26 protein-coding genes and 1 riboswitch are annotated in these 21,932 nt (G+C 45.2%); of the genes, 12 read left to right on the forward strand and 14 right to left on the reverse strand.

Annotation, left to right across the window (positions count from 1 at the left end):
- Nucleotides 1-9 precede the first annotated feature (9 nt).
- Nucleotides 10-618, reverse strand: a complete 609-nt coding sequence (gene rpsD / locus PMIT1303_RS05530; protein WP_011129606.1) for a 30S ribosomal protein S4 — start codon at nucleotides 616-618, stop codon at nucleotides 10-12.
- A 79-nt stretch (nucleotides 619-697) separates the two neighbouring features.
- Between rpsD and yidD the strand changes: the two genes are divergently transcribed.
- The 3 genes from yidD to PMIT1303_RS05545 are packed head-to-tail and all read left to right on the forward strand — an operon-like array spanning nucleotide 698 to nucleotide 2,827.
- On the forward strand, nucleotides 698-964 hold the full coding sequence (yidD, locus tag PMIT1303_RS05535) for a membrane protein insertion efficiency factor YidD (RefSeq protein WP_011129607.1): 267 nt from the start codon (nucleotides 698-700) through the stop codon (nucleotides 962-964).
- Nucleotides 964-1,275, forward strand: coding sequence for a glutaredoxin family protein (locus tag PMIT1303_RS05540; protein WP_011826725.1), 312 nt, complete (start codon nucleotides 964-966; stop codon nucleotides 1,273-1,275). Before yidD ends, PMIT1303_RS05540 begins: the two co-directional genes overlap by 1 nt.
- Before the next feature lie 28 nt (nucleotides 1,276-1,303).
- On the forward strand, nucleotides 1,304-2,827 hold the full coding sequence (locus PMIT1303_RS05545; protein ID WP_063397858.1) for a UDP-N-acetylmuramoyl-L-alanyl-D-glutamate--2,6-diaminopimelate ligase: 1,524 nt from the start codon (nucleotides 1,304-1,306) through the stop codon (nucleotides 2,825-2,827).
- A gap of 217 nt (nucleotides 2,828-3,044) precedes the next feature.
- Here PMIT1303_RS05545 and PMIT1303_RS05550 read toward each other — a convergent pair whose 3' ends face one another.
- Together PMIT1303_RS05550 and PMIT1303_RS05555 are read right to left on the reverse strand one after the other, a co-directional pair.
- A complete protein-coding gene (locus PMIT1303_RS05550; RefSeq protein WP_063397907.1) occupies nucleotides 3,045-3,665 on the reverse strand; it encodes a HupE/UreJ family protein in 621 nt (206 codons plus the stop codon).
- Nucleotides 3,666-3,712: 47 nt separating this feature from the next.
- A riboswitch (cobalamin riboswitch) is annotated at nucleotides 3,713-3,871 on the reverse strand.
- Nucleotides 3,872-4,150: 279 nt separating this feature from the next.
- Nucleotides 4,151-5,353 (reverse strand): aminotransferase class V-fold PLP-dependent enzyme, encoded by a 1,203-nt coding sequence (locus tag PMIT1303_RS05555; protein ID WP_063397859.1) that lies wholly within the window; start codon nucleotides 5,351-5,353, stop codon nucleotides 4,151-4,153.
- A gap of 34 nt (nucleotides 5,354-5,387) precedes the next feature.
- Here PMIT1303_RS05555 and PMIT1303_RS05560 point away from each other — a divergent pair, with 34 nt between their 5' ends.
- The gene (locus tag PMIT1303_RS05560; protein WP_156486913.1) at nucleotides 5,388-6,140 is read left to right on the forward strand and encodes a hypothetical protein; all 753 of its coding nucleotides are present in this window, start codon (nucleotides 5,388-5,390) and stop codon (nucleotides 6,138-6,140) included.
- Between the two features lie 290 nt (nucleotides 6,141-6,430).
- Here the strand turns inward: PMIT1303_RS05560 and PMIT1303_RS13060 are convergent, their stop codons facing one another.
- Complete coding sequence (locus PMIT1303_RS13060; RefSeq protein ID WP_082824441.1) at nucleotides 6,431-7,117, reverse strand: cyclic nucleotide-binding domain-containing protein; 687 nt, start codon at nucleotides 7,115-7,117, stop codon at nucleotides 6,431-6,433.
- Nucleotides 7,118-7,244: 127 nt separating this feature from the next.
- Here PMIT1303_RS13060 and PMIT1303_RS05570 point away from each other — a divergent pair, with 127 nt between their 5' ends.
- Nucleotides 7,245-7,436 carry a hypothetical protein gene (locus PMIT1303_RS05570; RefSeq protein ID WP_156486914.1) on the forward strand — a complete coding sequence of 64 codons (192 nt, stop codon included), beginning with the start codon at nucleotides 7,245-7,247 and terminating at the stop codon, nucleotides 7,434-7,436.
- 19 nt (nucleotides 7,437-7,455) lie between these two features.
- On the opposite strand, the gene PMIT1303_RS05575 is transcribed toward PMIT1303_RS05570, so the two are convergent.
- From PMIT1303_RS05575 to PMIT1303_RS05585, 3 genes are all read right to left on the reverse strand, one after another.
- The gene (locus PMIT1303_RS05575) at nucleotides 7,456-8,250 is read right to left on the reverse strand and encodes a phytanoyl-CoA dioxygenase family protein (RefSeq protein WP_082824442.1); all 795 of its coding nucleotides are present in this window, start codon (nucleotides 8,248-8,250) and stop codon (nucleotides 7,456-7,458) included.
- 11 nt (nucleotides 8,251-8,261) lie between these two features.
- Nucleotides 8,262-9,704: a radical SAM protein gene (locus tag PMIT1303_RS05580; protein WP_082824443.1), complete on the reverse strand. Its 1,443-nt coding sequence runs from the start codon at nucleotides 9,702-9,704 to the stop codon at nucleotides 8,262-8,264.
- A gap of 66 nt (nucleotides 9,705-9,770) precedes the next feature.
- A complete protein-coding gene (locus tag PMIT1303_RS05585; protein ID WP_074159205.1) occupies nucleotides 9,771-10,121 on the reverse strand; it encodes a Nif11-like leader peptide family RiPP precursor in 351 nt (116 codons plus the stop codon).
- Between the two features lie 86 nt (nucleotides 10,122-10,207).
- On the opposite strand from PMIT1303_RS05585, the gene PMIT1303_RS13305 reads away from it, so the two are divergent.
- From PMIT1303_RS13305 to PMIT1303_RS05590, 3 genes are all read left to right on the forward strand, one after another.
- Complete coding sequence (locus PMIT1303_RS13305; RefSeq protein WP_156486915.1) at nucleotides 10,208-11,065, forward strand: hypothetical protein; 858 nt, start codon at nucleotides 10,208-10,210, stop codon at nucleotides 11,063-11,065.
- A 142-nt stretch (nucleotides 11,066-11,207) separates the two neighbouring features.
- Nucleotides 11,208-11,354, forward strand: coding sequence for a hypothetical protein (locus PMIT1303_RS13310; protein WP_156486916.1), 147 nt, complete (start codon nucleotides 11,208-11,210; stop codon nucleotides 11,352-11,354).
- A 391-nt stretch (nucleotides 11,355-11,745) separates the two neighbouring features.
- Complete coding sequence (locus PMIT1303_RS05590; RefSeq protein ID WP_231901350.1) at nucleotides 11,746-12,132, forward strand: hypothetical protein; 387 nt, start codon at nucleotides 11,746-11,748, stop codon at nucleotides 12,130-12,132.
- A 372-nt stretch (nucleotides 12,133-12,504) separates the two neighbouring features.
- Here the strand turns inward: PMIT1303_RS05590 and PMIT1303_RS05600 are convergent, their stop codons facing one another.
- The 3 genes from PMIT1303_RS05600 to PMIT1303_RS05610 are packed head-to-tail and all read right to left on the reverse strand — an operon-like array spanning nucleotide 12,505 to nucleotide 13,749.
- Nucleotides 12,505-12,966, reverse strand: coding sequence for a hypothetical protein (locus tag PMIT1303_RS05600; RefSeq protein WP_063397866.1), 462 nt, complete (start codon nucleotides 12,964-12,966; stop codon nucleotides 12,505-12,507).
- A gap of 33 nt (nucleotides 12,967-12,999) precedes the next feature.
- A complete protein-coding gene (locus PMIT1303_RS05605; RefSeq protein ID WP_063397867.1) occupies nucleotides 13,000-13,359 on the reverse strand; it encodes a hypothetical protein in 360 nt (119 codons plus the stop codon).
- Nucleotides 13,360-13,392: 33 nt separating this feature from the next.
- The gene (locus PMIT1303_RS05610) at nucleotides 13,393-13,749 is read right to left on the reverse strand and encodes a hypothetical protein (protein ID WP_156486918.1); all 357 of its coding nucleotides are present in this window, start codon (nucleotides 13,747-13,749) and stop codon (nucleotides 13,393-13,395) included.
- Nucleotides 13,750-14,672: 923 nt separating this feature from the next.
- Between PMIT1303_RS05610 and PMIT1303_RS05615 the strand changes: the two genes are divergently transcribed.
- Nucleotides 14,673-15,815: a fatty acid desaturase gene (locus PMIT1303_RS05615; protein ID WP_063397869.1), complete on the forward strand. Its 1,143-nt coding sequence runs from the start codon at nucleotides 14,673-14,675 to the stop codon at nucleotides 15,813-15,815.
- A 390-nt stretch (nucleotides 15,816-16,205) separates the two neighbouring features.
- Here PMIT1303_RS05615 and PMIT1303_RS05620 read toward each other — a convergent pair whose 3' ends face one another.
- Both PMIT1303_RS05620 and PMIT1303_RS05625 read right to left on the reverse strand, forming a co-directional pair.
- A complete protein-coding gene (locus tag PMIT1303_RS05620) occupies nucleotides 16,206-16,610 on the reverse strand; it encodes a hypothetical protein (RefSeq protein WP_063397870.1) in 405 nt (134 codons plus the stop codon).
- Nucleotides 16,611-16,899: 289 nt separating this feature from the next.
- Nucleotides 16,900-17,097 (reverse strand): hypothetical protein, encoded by a 198-nt coding sequence (locus PMIT1303_RS05625; RefSeq protein ID WP_063397871.1) that lies wholly within the window; start codon nucleotides 17,095-17,097, stop codon nucleotides 16,900-16,902.
- A gap of 543 nt (nucleotides 17,098-17,640) precedes the next feature.
- On the opposite strand from PMIT1303_RS05625, the gene PMIT1303_RS05630 reads away from it, so the two are divergent.
- Complete coding sequence (locus tag PMIT1303_RS05630; RefSeq protein WP_231901352.1) at nucleotides 17,641-18,213, forward strand: LemA family protein; 573 nt, start codon at nucleotides 17,641-17,643, stop codon at nucleotides 18,211-18,213.
- 56 nt (nucleotides 18,214-18,269) lie between these two features.
- Entirely contained in the window at nucleotides 18,270-19,202 is a 933-nt protein-coding gene (locus PMIT1303_RS05635; protein WP_231901354.1) for a DUF3137 domain-containing protein, read from the forward strand.
- Nucleotides 19,203-19,246: 44 nt separating this feature from the next.
- On the opposite strand, the gene PMIT1303_RS05640 is transcribed toward PMIT1303_RS05635, so the two are convergent.
- Complete coding sequence (locus PMIT1303_RS05640) at nucleotides 19,247-19,492, reverse strand: NifU family protein (protein ID WP_063397873.1); 246 nt, start codon at nucleotides 19,490-19,492, stop codon at nucleotides 19,247-19,249.
- A 76-nt stretch (nucleotides 19,493-19,568) separates the two neighbouring features.
- Here PMIT1303_RS05640 and PMIT1303_RS05645 point away from each other — a divergent pair, with 76 nt between their 5' ends.
- Nucleotides 19,569-21,059: a malate:quinone oxidoreductase gene (locus PMIT1303_RS05645; protein ID WP_063397874.1), complete on the forward strand. Its 1,491-nt coding sequence runs from the start codon at nucleotides 19,569-19,571 to the stop codon at nucleotides 21,057-21,059.
- Between the two features lie 49 nt (nucleotides 21,060-21,108).
- Here the strand turns inward: PMIT1303_RS05645 and PMIT1303_RS05650 are convergent, their stop codons facing one another.
- Nucleotides 21,109-21,873 carry a hypothetical protein gene (locus PMIT1303_RS05650; RefSeq protein WP_063397875.1) on the reverse strand — a complete coding sequence of 255 codons (765 nt, stop codon included), beginning with the start codon at nucleotides 21,871-21,873 and terminating at the stop codon, nucleotides 21,109-21,111.
- Between the last annotated feature and the right edge of the window lie 59 nt (nucleotides 21,874-21,932).

Below are 21,932 nucleotides of genomic sequence, written 5' to 3' on the forward strand. Positions count from 1 at the left end.
GATTTTGATTCAAACCTTTCTGGAGTAGTACTCCACCACCAGCAGTTCGTTGATCTCAAGTGCGACCCATTCACGTTCGCACTTGCTAATGATCTTGGCGCTCATTTTTGCTTTATCGAGCTCGATGTGTGGCGGAACATTTGCCAATCCGGGGAACTCTAGGTTCGCTTCGGCCAGCTTTTTGCTGCCTTTGCGCTCTCTAATGGCAACCACATCACCGGCTTTGCATTGGTAACTAGCAATGTCGAGAACACGGCCGTTCACGGTCACATGGCCATGGTTCACCAGTTGACGAGCACCTGGAACTGTGGGCCCAAAACCGAGGCGGAAGCAGACGTTATCGAGTCTGTTTTCCAACAGCTTGAGCAGGTTGGTTCCTGTAGAGCCATCTTGGGCACGGGCTTTCTTCACGTAGCGCACAAGCTGCCGTTCGGAAATTCCGTAGTTGAAGCGTAGCTTCTGTTTTTCTTCGAGGCGGATCGCGTATTCGGAGCGCTTGCGACGGGCTTGGCCGTGCTGACCGGGGGGATGGGACCGCTTAGCGGCCTTCCGGGTGAGACCTGGTAGATCTCCCAAGCGCCGCGTGATCCTCAGTCGAGGGCCGCGGTATCGAGACATGGGTTAAGGCAGGTTGGATAGAATAGTTCGCGCTCCCGATACGTCATGCTGGACCTCAAGGCCCAGCCTTCGGCTCGCTATGCGCGAATCCAATACTCTATCCGGCGGCATCTTTGCACTGCTCAATCGAGCCATTGGTTCAGTGCTGCTTGCCTTGATTGGCTTTTATCGAACCTGGCTTTCCCCTTTACTTGGGCCCCATTGCCGCTTCATCCCAAGTTGCAGTGCATACGGGCTTGAAGCGATCCAGCGTCATGGACCATGGCGAGGTGGTTGGCTCACCCTGCGGCGCCTGTCTCGTTGCCATCCTTTTACCCCCTGTGGTTGCGACCCGGTGCCTGATTAATGCAGGCCTTGAGGTTGTTGCTTTACAGCCGCAATGGTTGTTGTCTCTGTGAGGGGCTTGAACAACGCCTGCGTGAGCTGGCTTTGGATCAACTCCAGCCACCTTTAACGCTGTGTGTGATCGATATCGATGATGGTGCGACACCCGCCAGTATCCGCGACCATTACGACTTGCAGGTTCCTGTTTTGGTGTTGGTTGAACTGGAGCAACAGTTTTCGCTAGAGCTGCCGCGGGTGTCGCCGCGGCTTGGGGGGGAAGGACTGTTCCGCTGGTTGCAACAGGCCTGCACCAAGGCGCTTGGATCGGACTAGAACGGCTCCATTCATGGGCGGGCCTGGAATGACCCAGATGCTCCATTCATTGTTGCGGGCTGTAGGACTACCTGTGCCGGAGGGATTGGGGAATCCCTGTCTTGCAATGGTTAGCTGTGATTCCCGTGCGGTTGCTCGAGGCTGTTTATTCCTGGGCTTACCTGGTGAACAGGTTGATGGCGGCAGCTTTTGGCGTCAGGCTTTGGCCGCTGGTGCAGAGGCGGCGGTGATTGGTCCGGCAGCAGCAGCCTTGCAGCCGCCTGGGCCTACAGATGCGGTAGTGGTGGTACCCGAGCCGGTTGCAGCATGGGTTGGACAGCTGGCAGCGGCCTTTTGGCAGCAGCCCTCCTCGAGACTTGCTCTGATCGGGGTAACGGGGACGAATGGCAAAACCACCACCACCCATCTGATTGAGCATCTCAGTGTGGCTGTGGGCAGATCAACTGCCTTGTTTGGCACCCTCGTGAATCGCTGGCCTAACTACAGCGTTCCCGCAACGCATACCACGGCCTTTGCTGATCGCCTTCAGGCTCAGTTAGCGCAAGCGGTTGAGGCCGGTGCTGAGTTGGGAGCGATGGAGGTGAGCTCTCATGCCCTTGAACAACAAAGGGTGGCGGGATGTCGTTTTGCTGGTGCCGTGTTTACCAACCTCACTCAAGATCATCTTGACTATCACTCTTCGATGGAGGCTTACTTCGAGGCCAAGGCGCAGCTGTTTGCACCACCGTTGCTGGAATTTGGATCAGCCAAGGCGGTGGTGAATATTGATGGCCCCTGGGGCGCAAGATTGGCGCAGCGTCTCGGCGATACCTGTTGGCGCAGTTCTCTTGCCGAGGGTGTTTTGCAGCGAGCTGACGCTGAACTGACAATGACGGAGCTGACGATGAGCTCCGCTGGGGTTCAAGGTCGCCTGATCAGCCCTTGTGGTGAGGGCTGGTTTGACTCTCCATTACTGGGTCGCTTCAACTTGATGAACCTGCTTCAGGCGGTTGGGGTGTTGTTGCAACAGGGCTTGCCCTTGCCGTTGTTGTTGAAAGCGATCGCAGACTTCCGCGGCGTACCTGGGCGGATGGAGCGCGTGTTGATCCCTGCAGCTGATGCCAGTCAAGTGCCCACTGTGTTGGTGGATTACGCCCACACCCCTGATGGTTTGGAGAATGCCTTGACGGCTTCCAGGCCGTTCACCAGTAAAAACTTGTGTTGCGTGTTTGGTTGTGGAGGAGACCGAGACCGTGGCAAGCGCTCTCAGATGGCTGCGATTGCAGCGCGGTTGGCCGATCGAGTGGTGGTGACCTCAGACAATCCCCGCACAGAAGATCCCCAGCAAATACTGGTTGATGTGGTGGCTGGAATCCCTCAAGGCACAGCCTTAACTGTGGAGGTTGACCGGGCGGTGGCGATTGCTCTTGCGATTGCCGAGGCGGCTCCTGGTGATGTGGTGTTGGTGGCAGGCAAGGGCCATGAGGATTATCAGATCCTCGGAACCAGCAAGGTGCATTTTGATGATCGCGAGGAAGCTGAGCGGGCGCTCAGATCGCGACTGCAAAGTTGATGAACCCTCTATCAAAGAGAGGTTTCTGGATGAGGCTTTGTTCTTAGTGTTAACAAAGAGTTCACACTAAGAACAAAATAAGGCCTTGACGTTGTTGAGCTTATTGTGACCCTTAAAGGGTCTAGTGATCGTTGGCTGAAGTCTTATGCTTTGCATCATATGGCCAACTGTTTATTTTGTTTAAAATAGAAGACTTAATTTACAAGTAGATTGTCTTTTAAGGAATTAATAGTGACCAGGCAAAAGCGGCTCCAATGCCGATCCAAATGCCTGCGGCAATGTGTTGCCCGCCTTTGCCGATGCTATCAAGAAGACGCTTTGAATATGTTGTGATAAGCAAAAGAATACTTCCCTGACTAATGAACAAGCCTAGGAAATAAGCTGTTAGTGGAGTTGGTTCTGCTCCTATGATTGCTCCCCCTAATAGATATCCATGTAGGGAAATTAAAGGTACCAAAAGCAAGGGAGATGCTTTGCCTAAAGCCACGAGGCCAGCAACGACAAGGCTCAGTGAGACAAGTGCTTCTGCATAAACAGAGAGAGTTTCTGGCAGGGGGATGATTAGGGAGATCGCACTACCGAGAAGACCAGCTGCTAGTAATGGTGCCAGCCATTGGCGTGGTCTGTTCAAGCCCACGAAGCCAATCGCCAACAGAAACAAGAGGTGGTCTGGCCCAAGTAGTGGATGGCCAACCCCACTGATTAAACCCTGCAGGGCATTGAGATTTCCCGCTTCTGGCATTGCGAAGGGGTGATGGGCGAAAGCTGGCCTCACCAGCATCGCTAGTAATGCTGGAGTGGACAGGATGGCTGCAATGAGCCAGCTGTAGCTGCGCAATCGTGTGGAAGGGTGCCGGTGGGCAAGCTTGGTAGGAATGATTCGATCCTCGTCGATGGAAATTCGGCGGGTATTCTGACTCGCGCAAGTGCTCTAAGAAGGGCGGTTGCGCTTTACAGCTGCGGGACAGCGCCGGACTTTCACCGAACTTTCCCCCTTTCCTTCAGCAGCTGATCCCTGCTGAAACCGACTTGACAATTAAAGCATAGCCATTTTGTGAGATCATCGCCGATGTAGCACTTGACCGGCTTGGGTAAGTGCTAATTAAGTGCTGAATAAACCCACCTCTCTTGTCTAAGTATCGGCTGCTTTTCCTTTTGAATTTATTTAATCAATGGCTTTATGATTTGATGCACATCAGGCATGCTCTTAGAGGCTGGATTTGACTTTGCTTCTGATTCATAGACTTGTTTTGTCGTTGATAATGGAACTTTTGAGATTGATTATTGATCTGCTTTTGGCAAAGAAGATAAAGCAGCTAACGGTTAATTGCTTGGCTCTCCTTTGCTAGCTAGCTGCTTGAGTGCGGTTTTAAGTGTATTGAGTTCTTGCTCTTCAGTGGTGATGTGCACGCAGGCACGTAGGCAGATTGGATCTTCGAGATGCCGAATCCAGAGCTGATCGTTTCCTAATTGTTGAACCACATCAGGAGCTGGGGGGCCTTGGGGTAACTCAAAGCTGACAAGACCAGCGGCTGGGGCACTTTTGAGCAGTGTTTCAACGCCTGTGAGCTGTTGTAGTTGATTCCATAAGTTTCGGCTGCCTTGGCGAATCTGGCTGAGTCGTTCCTGCTGCGAGCCTGCGGTTTCGAGCAGCTCCAACGAACAGCGCAGGCCAGCCATCAGCGGCACGCAGGAGGTTGCTACCTCAAAGCGTCGACTGTCGTGATGGAAGAGTTCGTTCAGGTTGTTTTGAAGATGGCCTTCGTTCTGCAAGCTGCGCCAGCCAATCAGGGTGGGATTCGCTTCGGCGAGCACCCGTTCTGAAAGGGCGACTCCACCAAGCCCTTCAGGCCCACAGGCCCATTTGTGCCCCGTAAAGGCATAGATATCTGAAGCGGCAGCGGCTTCCTGTACAGGCATTTGGGCGAAGCTTTGTGCCGCATCCACGAGCAAGAAAGGCTGTTGTGGATGATGACTGAGGGCTTTAGCAACAGCTGATATCGGCATCACCTGGCCTGTATTCCATAGCAGGTGGGAGAGCACTACCAGCCTTGTGCTTGGTTTGAGGTGCTGCTCAAGTCTTTCCAGCACAAGGCTGTCGCTAGTCGTTTGATCGTTAGCACCATGACGCAAGTTCTTTACAGGAAGCGTGTCTATTTCCAGGTGTTGTCGGCGGGCAAGTTCGATGCATGCAGCAACGATTCCCGGATGTTCACAGTCGCTAATGAGCAAGCGATCGCCTTCTGAGAAAGGCAGGCCCCAGAGCGGCAAGACACAGCCACTGGTGACATTTTCAGTGAGAGCGATGCGATGGGGTGCAACGCCGCAGAGCTTGGCTAAGTGTGAACGAGTGGCTTGGACTTCTTTGGCCACATAGGGCCACACGCTGTTGGTGAAGGGACCCAGTTCTTGAATGTTCTGCCAGCTTGCAGTAATCGCTTCTAGTGAAGGCGTCGGCAGAGGGCCTTGCCCGCCATAGTTGAAGTAGGTCTTGTTAGCGAGTGCTGGGCAGAGATTTCTAAGCATTCTTGGATTGGTGTTGATATCGCTGTTGGTCTAGGTGCCGTTCAGAAAGGTCCCGAACTACATCACTAAGGCTCGTCAAAGCTACGTGCTGCAACGGGCAGTTCCTATGGATTTGAGGAGCGTGATCGGCAAAGCAGTGTTTAAAGAGCCAGGTGGGAAGACTCTGCATGAGGCCAGAGCCCGCCAGAATGCTTTCTTGCAGAGAACTGATGCGCTGATTGCGGAGGCACGGGGGCAAGCTGCCTTGACTACTGATGAGCTGTTAGGGGCTCTGCCTGGGCTGACTCCTCAGGCTGAGAAGGGTGATATGGCAGTCGGCCTTGAGATGTTGAGAGTTCAAGGCCTCTTAAGTAGTGAACAGGCCAAAAGAGGTTTTGATCTGCTCCAAGGCATCGAAAAGTCTGAGAGCTTGTTGATGCCAGAAGACTTGCTTGAGTTACGACGTCAGCAAAAAGAACCTGCCTCAAGAACCTACGTGCAGTGGGTCAAGGCTCTAGAAGCGTTCATGAGTTTTTGCCAAGTAGCGAGCCCTCTTTCGTGTACACGCGAAATGGCTGAGGCCTACAAGCAAAAGTTGTTAGGTAGGGGATTAAGTAAGAACACTGTAAAAGTGCAGCTGGCTTATCTCTCAGGCCTATGGACCAGCTTGAGTGAAGCACGAGGTGTAGCGCATATTTTTAAGGGTTTGCCAGCTTCAGTGCGATTGACTTCTGGCGAGGTTGCTCTGCTTTTAAGGCCTAAGGCCCAGAAGCCTTTAATTAAATACATCACATTTACCTATTACTGATGGTGATGTGAACGAGCGAGTAACGCTAGCGAGTGAACCACCATCAGTAATACGATTTCCTTAACTTCCTCTTAGGTTTATTCCCTAGAGTTAACAACAACCTTTTTCTGTTGGTTTCGATATTGATTGAGAACTCGATTTTCAATATCTAGTGAATGGTCATGGACTTTTCTAATTCATTTAATCCAGCAACTGCTGTTGCTGGATTGGTTGCAAATGGAATTTGGTAGACATCACATAAGCGACCAAGTGCCTCGATGTCAGCATGGTGGGGATGAGCGGACAAAGGATCACGAAAAAAAGATTACAGCACTGATATTTCCTTTTGAGATCATTGTTCCAACTGCTTGATCTCCCCCAAGTGGGCCAGATTCGACCTTGCGAGACAACATTAAACCCACTTCTTTAAAGAGTTTCTGAACTGTTGTACCTGTGGCCACAAGTGGATGCCTTTTGATTCTTTCGGAGCATATCTTTGTAAAGTCTACGAGACTTTGCTTCATTTGATTATGGGCCATTAGCGCTAAATATTGTATTGAATCATCGTAAAATAGTTCGTTGTTATAGAGTTTCCAATGCTTGAGCTCCTCAATCATTGTTCTGCTAAATTGAATTGCAATCATTGGATAATCCTTGATAAGTGATTGATAGCTCTCAAGGTCAAATATCCCTGCCATGCTGTCTTTCGATGCTGTTATTGTTGCAATTCTATTCGGCTCTTCGTTGAATATACTCTCGCCAAAAATAGTTTTGCGATGAATAATGTTTAGCTGCAAATCTGATAAGATTGCCCGCGCCTCTCCGGACACCAGAATCATTAGGCTTGTTGCTGGTTCGCCCTCCTTCATCAGGCACTCATTGGGCTTGTATTCACACACTTGAAAATAAGTTGCAAGCAATTCAAGCTCAGGTTCGGAAAGCCCTTTAGATATAAGATCACATGACTTCAGTGTTTTGATAAGTCCCTGTTGATTCATTGGTTCTAATGAGTAACATTGCTTGAGAGTTTGAGTATTACTAGAATAGGAGATTATTGGTGAGCTTTTGAGAATTTATGATTAGAGACCTTGCTTGTGCTGATGTTGATTTATATTGATGGAATCCTTGAACACTGCACGCACTAACGGTAAAGAAAAGCTCTGCCGCTCCATGCTCAGCAAAGTCGGCATCTACGAGAAGATGTTGCTAGCAGCACAAGAAGATAAAGACACACAGAAAATCAAACACCTCTACCAACAGCACACTGATCTGATGACCTCATTAAAGCATTTACTTTGCCTTGTCTTCTCGTTATAAGGAATATTGTGTTGATGAACTAGTTCAATTTTCTTAGCTTTGGCGACCAGTGTTTCCAAAGATTGACACATGAATCCTCAATCATTAGCAACTTAAATTGACTGTGAAATAAATCTGCGAATAAGGCTACCCTGGGGTTTTTGGAGTGATTGATTCCTGCAGCATGAATAAGTCGATGGTGCCAAAAGATCAGATCACCCTTTTGAGCTAGAAGCTCTAATGGATTTATTTGATCTAATGTTTCTCTAAGTATAATTTTATGATCAAAGGTTTTTTGTTCACCTACTTTATTTATAAAAGAATAGTTCATTTTAAGGTGGCTTTCAGGCCAAACAGTGAATGCTCCTGCTCCAGGTGATGATATATCCATCAGGTAGGTAACAACCCCAAGACTGAATGGATGGGAATCAACATGTGGGTAAAGAGGAAACTCTGATTGTCCTTGCGATGGCAAGGTCGCATATATACCTCTTATTTCTGTAGGTGTCAGTAAATTATTGAATCCCATCAATTGTTCGGCACTTAATATCAAATTAGGGTTCAAAAGAAAACCTTTCACAATCCAATCTTCCTTGGACTTTCTTCTATCTAGCCATCTATATCCGCTGCGAATTAGACCATTACCAGAGCACTCTTCTTTAGGATTGAAAGGGCCATACCAATTTAGTCCATTTTTATCAAGGCTCTTTCTTCTTCTCGGCCATGACTCAAGAAAGCAATTTAATGCTTTATCGACCAAATCCTTTGAAAAGAAATTGCGCTTGACTAGAAAACCATTATTAGCAAATTGCTTAATATCGTCTTGAGTTAGAATAAGAACTCACCTCAAAAAATATCCAGAGGGCAATTATATGGCTGGTAGAATTTATTGCTTTCAAGATACTCTTTATCTTGATTTGTTAGTTTTATTGAAATTAGTGCGGACACTTCAACCACTTCACGAATCAAATCGCACATTTCTGGATCTGGTCCGTGAACGTCTCCAGTCGCACCCATATTGTCATGGTGGCATCCTCCTGAACAGACGTACTTGGCAAAGCAACTAGAGCAGTTATTACCATTATCTTTATGTAGAGTGGTTTGATGGTACTTACTCCGATTTAACTCGCCGTTGAAAATAGAACCAATTTTAGTAGATTCAGTTCCGACAAATCTATGGCATGGATATATATCACCAGAAGCAGATACACCAACATAATGACGACCTGCTCCACAGGGGAAATGTGTTTTTTTGCGCTGTACAAATTGCTCTGAGTACCGAATGATTTTTCGGGCCCATGCTCCATTTTTTATCAACTGATTTAGTTTTAGAGAGTCACGACTTTTGATTGCTTTGAGAATTTGATAGGCTTCTTCTTTTGCCTTTTGCATTGAGTAATGAAAGCGATGTAGGCCTACTTCAACTTTTGACGAAGTATTGATTTCTTTTTCAGGTTGTTTTAATAAAGAGGGCGATGCGACAGTCAGATAAACTTGCTTGAATCCGAGTTTACTCAGATCTTGTTCTGCTTGGAACACATCAGCGTCATTAAAAACTGTCCCTCTACAGACTGTTTCAGGTATTTCCTTCAATAAGGCCTTTACTTTTGGTTCAACTAATTCATATGTTCCTCTTCCATTTGGTAATGGCCTTTGAGAGTCTTGAATGCGACGACCTCCATCCATGCTGACCGTTACATGTACATCATTATCCTTTAAAAAATGTATTTTATCTTCGTCAAGAAGAGAGGCATTTGTGGTAATGCTGTACTTGATTTTTTTATCATGTTTATTAGCTTGTTTGTTTGCATATTCTACAATATCTTGCATACCTTGAAAGTTCAAAAGTGGCTCTCCACCAAAAAAACCTATCGCAATTGTATCTAATTCACCTGATGCAGTTATCAGCCAATCTATTGCACTCCTTGCCGTAATCGCAGACATATTACCTCTTTTCCCATAGGTTCCTCCAACTGGAGAACCTTCTTCTGCGCCATAACAGTAGACACAATTAAAATTACAATCCTGGCTTATAAAGAGAGCTATCTTATAAATATCTACTTTACTTGTAAGTTCTTCGAAATCCTGGTTTTCTCTATTGGTAATGATATTCATTTCATTCAAAACTTTTATTTCTTCAGCTGAAGCAGTCTCTAGGCTGCTTGACTGAAGTGAGCGCAAGAGGTTTATTTGTTTTTCGTTAGCAGCAACTGCACTCATCTTATTTGGCAAAATAACCAAATAACAATCATCATGTTTTGAAATATGGTGTTGTTCTAACTTGAGCATTTTATCTAGCGTGAAGAGTTGGCAAGTAAATCATATTAATATTCTTATACATTGATGTATGAGTCGTCAGCAAACGCATTCATTTTCGCTGCCTGAGCCGTCACATTTAACACCACTGCCGCTTGTAAAGCCTGTTTCAAAACTTTTCATAGCTGCCGTGAAAAACCTACCTCTTGAAGCTCTGCTTCTTGCTCCCCCAGCGACGGCGGTAAGCTCATCAGACGTTAACTCTCTGTTGTCATCTGACAAACCAAACTGAGAGATTGCGGCTTCTAGCTCTGCTAGAGAAAATTCGTAGCCTCGCTTGTTAAGCAATTCACGGCGCTCTTCTTTTGATCGTGCTTCTACAACTGATTGTGCATAGTCCTCGTCTGCATACATATTGGATACAAACGCCTCAGCAGACTCTTTGCTCATTTTACTTAATTTTTATATAGAGTCTATTGTAGCTTCTTCCTGAATGTCATCTATTATTCGCAACAAAAAGTTACTCACATTGTTCTTTGAGTAATGTGTTTAGAGAATGTCAAATTTTTATTTTGAGCCGACAAAGTTATGCTGAAGAGGGTTTTTGGTATTCCAAGGGTCTAATTGACCTTGAAATGGTTAATCATATGCTTCAATTCACTCGGTCAATTAGTGGGCTCGATGATTCTGACTCTGATCTAGTATCAAATGGTCTAAAGCAAGGTTTTCTATCTCCATGCTTCCTTGTTAAGGAGCCAAGTATTTGGCCATTCCTATCATACCCGAAACTAATTTCAACGATCCGAGATTTAATCGGCCCATCAATACGATTTTGCCATGGTGGTGATATTTTGTTTGCTCATAGATCTGGTTTTCCATTCCATCGAGATCTATGGTTTGATTTCTCTGAGCCGCCTAGTTGGGACTCTGGATTGAAAAATTTCAAATTTGTTAGAGCAATTACTTTCTTTCATGAGTACAGGCCTATAACATTTGGCTTGTACCCAGGCAGCCATCTAGTTAACAGTTGTTCCCGCAAGGCGATTTGGATTGATGTTAATCCAGGGGATGTTGTTTTTTTTGATCCACGTTTACTGCATTCTGGGTTAGCTTGTGACTTCCCTAAGTATGGTTCAATTCTTACATTTGCTGTTGAAAATAAGCATTCATATGATTATCACTTCTACAGGCGATTTGTTCAGATTCCCGATCGATATACTTCTCCTAGTAAATCATTTATAGATTTTCTTTCAAAGTTATCTCTGTATTCACCTTCAATTATGGATCTGGCTCTACAAAATTTTTACAGGAAGCAGCTTGCCCATATCAGTCCTGCTGAGCCACCACAAGGTTATTTGTCTACGCACTTCAATAATCGTACTGCATGTACTTAAACCACTAAGAATTCTCTTCCATGAAGCCCTTAAGATGCTCACCTATACCACTAGTAGTCATTATCTTATTACAAAGGAGTAGTAATATAAACCTTGGTAATAGAGTCTAGGCACAAGCAAACAGAAGCCAATTACAGATGACATGCTCGATGAATGGCTCAATGAATTAAAAGCAGGTAGAGAGGATCAACCAACGCCTACCCCCTTACAGCTGATTCCTCAGCAACCTCCAGAGCGCCTCACACCAGAAGAGCTAATCATCAAGCGGTTCTTTGACGCTCTTGACTGAAAACCTTTGCAAGCACTAGAAAAAGACACCTACCCCCCTACTCTAAGAGGAAAGAAAACAAAGACATACCAACACCATGACGACACTTACGACAGCCAAAGAAAAGCTTTGCCGCTCCATGCTCAGCAAAGTCGGCATCTACGAAAAGATGTTGCTAGCAGCTCAAGAAGATAAAGACAAACAGACAATCAAAAACCTCTCCCAACAGTACACTCATCTGATGAACAGGCTGGAAAGGTTGCTGTGCTCATAAGGACCACACACTATTTACGAAAGACACAACAGCTCTTTAGCTCCCTATTGCTGATGGTGAGGTGAACGAGCGAGCAAAGCGAGCTTGTGAACCACTATCTTTAATACAACTTCCTTAACTTCTTGAACTTATCAATACATGCCTACTCAATTATTACGCCCAAAGCAAGCCCAATCTTGCGCAAGAAGACAACTCAAGGTTCAACAACTACTCATACCTGAAATAGAACAGCTACAACAACAAGAGCTTCAAGCCGTACAGCAACTAAGTATCAATAAACCAATCAATCAGATACCAAGGCAGAACATAAAGAAAGCTGTTAAAGCTCCATCAAGAACTAATCACTTACAAGCGCCCTACAAGAAGCCTACAGCTAAGCCAATAGCCAAACCTAATGCTAAGCCTGAATCTAGAACTCTAACTTTCGGAGATACAACTATCGAACTACCACGTGACCAACACAAGCTAGAAGCTATGAAGCAAGAAGCATTAGAGTATTGGAGGAATTTACCGGATATTACTTGATCACTTAAGCTCTCCGGCCTATAGGTCCTACATCAAAGCCAACCTTATGAGCAAGACCCGCGCTCAACCGGCATCATCACATATACGATTGCCCACAATAACCCAATCACAGCCTCAGTCAAAGATTCATCTTCACACCGATCTTCCTCCTGCTGCTGTTCAATTGATAGTTCGCTGTCAGTCATTGGGTTGAATGGTTGTGAGAGATCTATCCCTCTGATGAACACATCATCTCCCAATTTCCCTACTACGTCATTGATTACAATCATTGCTAGTTGTGATCTTGGTCACAGGTCCTGAGAGGAATTACCAGAAATGGAATATTGGAGAAATCTACCGGATATTAGTTAGCCTCATTAGCAAGCCGTTTGCTTACATAAAGTTATCTCCGCTACCTTCGTTGATTCTCTTTTGAGCCGCTGCAATGCCTGCGCTCAACGCGTCCTGCGCTGCTTTTACTCTCCTTTGGGCCATCACAACGTCATGTTCTGCGTCCAGTTTCGCTGTGATGGCGGCGCTTTTGGCCTGCGAGGCATTCTCTCTAGAACTAGCACCGCCTCCGGTACTTTTCATACACTCATTGACGAATCCTCCGGATACTGCCGCCAATGTTGCTTCATCTAGTTCAATATCATCGAACTCATCCTCTGCATCCATCTCCTGTAGATAAGAACTGATTTCGTCAGCAGTGAAGCTGACTTCATTCTCATTACCAATCTCAATCATCCTCTGTACTGCAGCATCTAGGTCTTGCACTAAAAGCCCATAAAGCTCTGTTTGTACTTCTGGAGATACAGAAGCTCTGATTTGCTTGAATTGTTCGATAGTTGCCATTGGTTTTGAAGAGATAAATGAGTTGAATTAAAGTTAAACCCTAGATCCAAATAACCACTTACGCATTGGACGCATCCCCGGACAACGTCCCCAAGGCTCGTCGTGTGCTTCCTCTTTACAGCCGCATCCATTACGGCCGCCGCCACCACCGCCACTTACTGCCGCAAGTGTTGCTTCATCTAGTTCTACATCATCAAATTCATCTTCTACATCAATCTCTAAAATAAACTGTGAGACTTCCTCTTTTGTAATTGACTCACCCAGTTCAGTTGCCAGTTCAATAATCGCTTCAATACCCTTCTCTGGGTTCTCAATAAATAGTTTATAAAGCTCAACTTTCTTTTCCTTGCTTAAAGTTGCTTGTACTTCTTTGAATCTTTCTAGAGTAGCCATTGGTTTGGAAGAGATAAATTAGTTGATTTGAAGTTAAACTCTAGATCCAAATAACCACTTACGCATTGGACGCATCCCCGGACAACGTCCCCAAGGTTCGTCGTGTGCTTCCTCTTTACAGCATCCCCTACGGCCGCCGCTATAACCACCACTTACTGCTGCCAGTGTTGCTTCATCCAGTTCAACATCATCAAATTCATCTTCGACATCAATCTCTAAAATAAACTGTGAGACCTCTTCCTTTGTAATTGACTCACCTAGCTCAGTTGCCAGTTCAATAATCGCTTCAATACCCTTCTCTGGGCTCTGAAGAAACAAGTTATAAAGTTCAACTTTCTTTTCCTTGCTTAAAGTTGCTTGTACTTCTTTGAATCGTTCTAGAGTTGCCATTGGCATAAAGCTTCTTTAATTAGCATATCCATCCTTCCAAGAAATTACCTGAAGAAGATAAAGTTCTTGTTGAAGCGAGGTTTTAGAGCGCAAATGTCTGAAGCTATATAACGTATGTAGACGGACCTGGTTGCCCCCATAGCCCCTCTGCAACTCACGTCTATTTCCTTGAGACATGATCTGTTAGGGCGAACAAGGTGTGTTGAGTCGTAACCAGCAGAGCAAAGGAACCTGCTTGATATTCACAAACTCCTATCCCTCATGGATTTTTTCTTGTAGGGATTACTTCTGAAATCTGCGGAAAACGTTGGTATAGCTGTTGGTATAGGTCTGATTCTCTATCCCTCAAAAGCATTGCACTGCAAGCGATTTCATGGCGAGATGCAGTAGTACTGCTTAGTTGAAGTAGGTCTTGTTAGCGAGTGCTGGGCAGAGATCTCTAAGCATTATTGGATTGGTGTTGATATCGCTGTTGGTCTAGGTGCCGTTCAGAAAGGTCCCGAACTACATCACTAAGACCCGTCAAAGCTACATGCTTCTAAGTGCTATCTCTATGGATGTGACGGGCCACAATCGGAGAAACATCGTTTAAAGGGCCAATAGGGAAGTCTTTTCAAGTAGAGATAGTCATTGAAGCTCTTCGATCTCTATAGGCAATCTCACATTATCTACTGATGTCCTATTACTTTAGATTAAAGGAATTGACTTAGATCTAGCTAGCTGATGGTTAGGCGAAGCAAGGAGCATACTGGCTCATAAGCTAAGTAAGATGATTTGCCTTCATCTTGAGTTGCCCATAAAGCGGCAATCAGAGATTTTATCAATTATCCTATCCACTGATCCCTTTCAAACCATAGTCATTGAATGATCATTCATAAAGTCATGAAAAAACATTTTTCAGACAAAAAGCTGCTAAAGAGATCATGATGTCTGGCCTCAATGGAAAGGCGCTTCAGGTTTCCAAAGCCGATATACCTGATCTGGTTGCAATTAAGGCTATTTTGCCCCATCAATGCTTGAATTGCAGCACCAAAACTTCCCTTGCTTATCTAGCGCAATCTCTGATCATACAGGGCATTGTAATTTTTATAGGGATCTCCATTCCTCTTAGTGTGGAATTATTGCCTGTTTGGTTTCTCTACTGGCTTGTATCTGGCACAACAGCAATGGGTTTATGGGTCATCGCCCATGAATGCGGACACGGTGCTTTCTCGAAAAATAGGAAATTAGAAACATTCGTTGGATATGTGTTGCATTCGATGCTTCTTGTTCCATATTTCTCATGGCAGCGTTCACATTTAGTTCACCATACTTATACAAACCATATCGCCAATGGTGAGACCCACGTGCCTTTGGTTATTCGTGGCAATGGAATTGATGAGCAAGCTGGTGGTGAAAAAGATATAGCCATAGCAGGCAAATTAGGAAAAGTTCAATATGGTGTATTTCAGCTTGTGCTTCATCTGATTTTTGGCTGGCCAGCCTATTTGCTGACTGGGAAGACGGGAGGCCCAAAATATGGCCTATCGAATCACTTCTGGCCGATAGCACCTTTCTCTAAAAAACTGTGGACAGAAAAATGGATAAATAAAGTATGGCTTTCCGATTGGGGTATAGGCCTGACTTTGTTTGCTTTGATTGCCTGGAGCCTGCATGATGGCTTTGTTACTGTTTTCGCAATTTATATAGCTCCTCTGTTAGTAGTTAATATCTGGCTAGTGACCTACACTTGGTTGCATCATACAGATACTGATGTTCCCCACCTTGGTCGTTCAGAATTTACCCAATTGCGAGGTGCATTCCTATCGATCGATAGGCCATATGGAAAAGTAATTGATTTCCTCCATCACAAGATAGGCTCTACTCATGCCATTCATCACATCGCACCTTGGATGCCTCATTACCATGCTGGCAAAGCTACTGTTGCCCTGAAAAATGCTTTCCCAAAGGTATACCTTTACAATCCCAAGCCAATTCTTCAGGCTCTTTGGCTTATTTCTACTAACTGCATAGCTGTCACTCGGGAAGAAAGCACTGGGCGCTATGTCTGGAAAAATCCTTGGTGAGAGGATGAGGATCGAAGAAGATCCATTTACTAGCTTAATATCTATCCAGTCAGTTGTTTACTGATTATCTATAGCCAATATATACTCATACACCATGTTTTTTTATAGGGATTACTCCCCACATCTGTGGATAATGTTTGTAAAGCTGTTGCTATAGGTTTGATACTCTATTTCTGAAAAGGATTGCACTGCAAGAGATTTCTTAGGCTGTTGAAGTAAAGCCCACTCGTTAAATTAGATCTTGTTAGCGAGTGCGGGGCAGATGTCTCTATGAGTCACATCAAGACCATGTATTGGTTCGTAGTGCATGTCAGTCAATAGAATTCCATACAATATCTGAACCTAGGATTCTCCCTAGTTAGGGATATGATTATTCATGTGGAGTGGTAATCAATCATCTACGGAGACGTAACGTGTCCATTCCTCCTTTCTGTGTTGTTGATGGTAGAAAACAACAAAGGGAAAGTTGAATTTATAGTGAGTTTCGTTCAGGCTTTTGTTAACCCAGTAACAACCTATTTGATAATTGTTCCTAAACATCTCATCATTATTTGAATAAATATCTACTATTGAGGTATCACCATTCAGGTGTTCATCGATGAAGGATTGTTTGTCTTTGAAGACGTCGATCAGAAAAATTTCATAGGTCTGTTTGGTGATGCCAACTCTCATCAGCTCTTCGATAACCATGTCATCCATATAGTCAAATCTCCAACTACCATCATCTTCATCAGGAGGTTCAATATCTTCATCCTTAGATAAAAGAATTTCTAAGTCAGTTTTGTCCTTAGTCATGACTCGTTAAAGGGGAGAATGAAAGTGTTTGTTCTAAGGGGTTTCTCATGATATCAAACTGTTTGCCACCACCATAAACCCCTTCTAGGTCATTATCAGAGAATAATTGACCCAACGGTCTGAGAAGGAGTCGTCTTAGGAGTGGGGTGTGCCACCAGTAGAAATAGTCTCCAACCTGCCATCTTTGATTCATTGCTTTTCGTTGGTTTCCTTATGATTAATTATCAGTCTAAAGCTAATCGAAAGGTAGCCTCATCTGGCTACATTGTTTCATCCAGGGATATAGATCCTAGTTGACCTCACAGTACTTTTCATAATCCTTTTTGCTTAAACCAGAACCTGACCCTTGAGGGTTTTTATTCTTTAACTTATGTTGTGTTGATTTTGGGGTTAATTTAAGTTCATCTGTCAGATGATGTAGCTCATCAACTTTTAGATACTCATAACCACCATCACATTTCACTTTTACCCAAGATTCACCATCCATGCAAATGACCTTGCTTCTCGAATGATCCTTTCTCATAGGTGTTTGTACTGCGAAGATATTCTAGTGCTTGGCAAGTATGTCTTGGGATAAATATAAAAATGCTTAAGGCAAGCATCCTGTGTAGAAGTGACCATTTAGCCTTTAGCAACTCTTTTGACGAACGATGTACAGGTCGAAAAGCTTAATGAAAAAAATGAATATTTGCTCGTCATGCTTCTCTGCTTGTTTTATAAACCGAATTTTGGCACTATTCCTCCCATGCCAATTAGATAGGATAATGCGGCCAAAATTATAAAAGACACTACTATTTGCAGAGGAAGCTGCAGTAATTCTTTTGAGCTCGGTAGCGGAGAGAGGTTGGGCATTTGGTCACGGGGATCCTCTTCTTCGTTGGGCATGGAGTGTTTTTCTCTAACCTTTAATAATCTATTCTAACGAATCAAAGCTATCGCTTGACGACTTCTTACAATTCTTCTAACTTTTCACTTTTTTCTTGCCCTCCTACGCTAAGGATGTTAATACGAAAACAGTTGTCTTTTCCTTTTGTCTTTGCCTACCGCTGTCTTTTTCCTGTTAGCAACTTTGCTAATATTTGTTGTAGTGGTAGTGATGTTTAATTCACTAGTTGCGAAAAAGAATCGAGTTAAAAACGCCTTTGCATCTGTCGATGTTCAGCTCAAGAAGCGATATGACCTTGTCCCGAACCTCATTGCAACAGTTAATCAGTATATGCAGCATGAGCAAGTTACCCTCACCAAGCTAACTGAGCTTCGAGGCTTGGCCCAGAGTGGACGGATGGGCACACGTGGCCGGGTTGAGCTGGAAAATCAATTCTCCCAGGCCATGGAGTCAATCATGGTTGCAGTTGAGAATTATCCAGATCTTAAGGCAAGCCAGAATTTTCTGTCTCTTCAGGGATCGTTTAATGAGATCGAGGAGCAGCTTTCTGCCGCTAGACGTACCTTTAATGCTGTAACCACAGACTACAATGATGCTGTTGAAATGTTTCCCACTAATGTTTTGGCTGGGCTGTTCGGCTATCGTCTGCGCCCTCTTTTCGAAATCCCTGCTATCGAAAGAGAGAACCCAAATGCAGCTAACCTCTTCGCTGGTTAATGGTAAATAAAAGATCCTTTTTTGGTGGTTATCCTTCTTATTTCCGCCAAGAAATCATGCCTATTCTAAGGATATTTGAAACAAGAAGAAAGCGCATTCTGCAGAATATAGTGATGATCTTATTTTTTATCGCCTTGTTGACGATTACTATATTCATTTTGTTTGCTTTTGAGCTAATCCACCCGATCGTGGCTTTTGTCTTGTTGCTCGTAGTAGTGGTTGCCTTTGCTATCGCCTACAGGCAACTTACCAAACAATATATGTCGCAGTTCAAGCAGCACGTTATTACAGCAATCGTTAACTTCTTTGATTCAACTCTTCAATATGATCCACACGGTCGGGTTTCCGAGTTTCAGTTTTTGCAAAGCGGGCTATTTAATGCTTCTCCTGATCGTTACCGTGGCGAGGATAGGGTTTTTGGCATCTTAGACAAGACCCGTATCGAGTTCAGCGAGGTACATGCCGAATACAAGTCTCAGAGCGTCGACTCTGATGGATCCACACAAACCTCATGGCACACGATTTTTAAAGGTTTGTTTTTTGTTGGCGACTTCAATAAGCAAATCAAAGGCACCACGGTGGTGCTTCCAGATGTAGCCGAACGTCTTTTTGGTGGGCTTGGAAAATTTTTTCAAAGCATTCAGAAGCTTGGCCGACATCCCGAACTGATCACTCTGGAAGATCCTGCTTTCGAAAAGTATTTTGTTGTTTATGGGGATGATCAGGATGAAGCAAGATACATTCTCACCCCGAATCTTATGGAACGGATCGTTTCATTTCGCGAGCGAACCGGTCAAAAAATTCGACTTTCTTTTTGTGGTGAGAACGTTTATGTCGCCATCCCGAGCGACTATGACATGTTCGAGGCCAGGGTTTTTCGCACGCTTTGGAGCAAGTCGCTGATTAAGAGCTATGTGGATGACATGGCGATGGCCTTAGGTGTTGTTGAGGAGCTCAATCTCAATCGTCGCGTTTGGACCAAAGGCTGAATTGACTGAGCCCGACGTCGAATAGATTTTTTGCTGAAAGGTTTTTACAGCACCTGCACCACTTCACTGACTTCAGGAATCATTTCTTTCAACTTGCGCTCGATACCCATTTTTAGGGTCATAGTGCTACTGGGGCAGCTGCCGCATGCACCTTGAAGACGCACTTTAACTACAGGCCCATCAATTTCGACGATCTCGACATTGCCACCATCTGCCATAAGAAAGGGCCGTAATTCATCGAGAACGGTTTCTACGTTCTCGTTGGTGAGGGCCATGGCTTCTGTACTCATGGATGTTCTGTACGTTTGGATTTATTCAGCCTAGGGGGTTCGCTCATAACCTGGTCAGCAGGGTTGCTTTCAAGTTGTGGCGGTCTCTGATGTTGCTGGTTCCCAGTCTCGCTACGACGCGGTGCTTGTCGGGGCTGGAATTATGAGTGCCACTTTGGCGGCCCTGCTTCATGAGCTCGATCCTGAGCTGCGCTTGTTGATTGTCGAGCGTCTGCAGGCGCCGGGTCTTGAGAGCAGTGCGGCTGAAAACAATGCAGGCACTGGTCATGCGGCTAATTGCGAACTGAATTACACACCTCGTCAGCCTGATGGCAGCGTGGCTACGGCTAAGGCGTTGGCTATTAATGCCGCCTTTGAGCGCTCTTTGGAGTTCTGGGCTTCGTTGACAGAAAAGGGCAAGTTGCTACCGCAGGAATTTCTACATCTGGTTCCTCATATCAGTGTGGTTTTTGGCGATGCTGATTTGGCTTTCTTGCATCAGCGCTTTCAGCAATTGAGTGCGCTACCTGCCTTTGCCTCCATGCAATGGAGTAATGATTCTGCTGAGCTTGCCGAATGGATGCCATTGGTGATGGAAGGGCGAGCCAATGCAGAGTCTGTTGCTGCAACCTGCATTAAGCGGGGTACGGATGTGGATTTCGGGTTGTTGACAGGGGCCTATCTGGAGTCATTGCAGGCAAGCGGAGCTTTGGAATTGAGTTGCGGCTGCGAAGTCGTTCATTTGCACCGGCTCGGCAAGCACCAGTGGAATCTTGATCTCAAGCACTCTTCTGGAAGTCGCTCTGTGCAGACATCTTTTGTGTTTCTTGGTGCAGGAGGGGGCGCGTTGCCTTTGTTGCAGCGATCGGGAATTCCAGAGGCAGCTTCCTATGCAGGCTTTCCAGTAAGCGGTCAGTGGTTGGTCTGCTCCGAGCCAGGTTTAACTACAAGGCATCACGCCAAGGTGTACGGCAAGGCCAAGGTGGGTGCTCCGCCAATGTCTGTGCCCCATCTTGATAGTCGTTGGATTGATGGATGCCGTTCGTTGCTTTTTGGGCCTTATGCGGGTTTCAGTAGCAAATTCCTCAAGCAAGGTTCCCGCTTGGATCTATTGCGTTCGGTACGGCGCAGCAATTTTCGCTCAATGTTGGAGGTGGGTTTTAAAAACTTTGATTTAGTTGCCTATCTCATCTCAGAGCTACAGCAGAGTGAGAAAGATCGTTTTGAAACCTTAAAGGAATTTCTTCCCAATGCGCAGTTGAATGATTGGAAGCTTTCAGTTGCTGGTCAAAGAGTACAGATCATCAAACGCACAGCCGAGGGGGGGCGGTTGCAGATGGGTACAGAGGTGGTATCCGCTGAAGATGGTTCCTTGGCTGCCTTATTAGGGGCTTCGCCTGGGGCCAGTACGGCCGTAACGATCATGTTGGAAGTGTTGCAGCGATGCTGGAGCAAGCGTATGGCGAGTGAATCGTGGCAACAACGCTTGCGCAAGTTGTTGCCAAGTTATGGCCGGGATCCTAATTTTGACCCTTTACTACTGCTTGATATGCGTCAGCGCAGTAATGCTCTTCTAGGACTTGGCTAAAAAAACTGGGCTTGTAATTAAGAGCAGCTCCACGATTATTAATGCTATTTTAAAAGCAACTTGATTGGAAGCTTGGGCTGATTTCTAATACTCTGCTTTCAGCAGATATGTTGCTCTCTGGTGCATTAAGATCAAAGGTGATAATCGCAATATCTGGAATAGAAGTCGCATCAATCGTTCTATTGATCAACATATTATTTGACTCATCTTTTAGCTGAGGTGGTTCAATAAAAAGGCTTCCGTCTTCTAATTCTAGCTGTTGTTGTAGGTAAAGAGCAGGATTATTGCAGGCCGCTAACTGTTGGTCATTTTGGTCGACATCGTCTTGACCAATAGAGTCATAGGTTAGTAGGGAGTCGGCTCTTTGGATTAGTTGGATGTTGTCATTGATTGCGGCCTCAATGTGTGCTCGTTCCAATTGATTACTGCTTGCTTGCATGCTGGAAATAGCAAGTCTGGCAAAAGCAGTCATTGCCGAGGCCATAAGTAAACCTGCAATAATAACTTCCACCATTGTGAATCCCACAGGAAGTATTTTGCGGTTAACTTTTTCGGCGGGATTGGATGTGCCACCGGCTAGATTTGTAAGGCTTTTTAGGCTAAGTTCAAGATCGTTAAGTTCTCCATTCTCATCCATCTCCCTGCGAAAAGCGTCAATCTCCTGATCGGATATAACAACTCCATTCTCTGAGCATATCTCAATAATTTGACAAGAGGCTTTGCCTGGTCCGGCAACTAATAGCTGGTAGATTTTGTTCTTGTCCTCAGGTTTTACCTCAGCCAAAAGATCACGGAATTGTTGAAGATTCGCCATGGGACTAATTAGATAGTAGGGACTCTTTGGTCTTTAGATGCATGCCCTTTCTTCATGAG

It is taken from the genome of Prochlorococcus sp. MIT 1303, assembly GCF_001631965.1.
GTDB lineage: Bacteria > Cyanobacteriota > Cyanobacteriia > PCC-6307 > Cyanobiaceae > Prochlorococcus > Prochlorococcus marinus_D.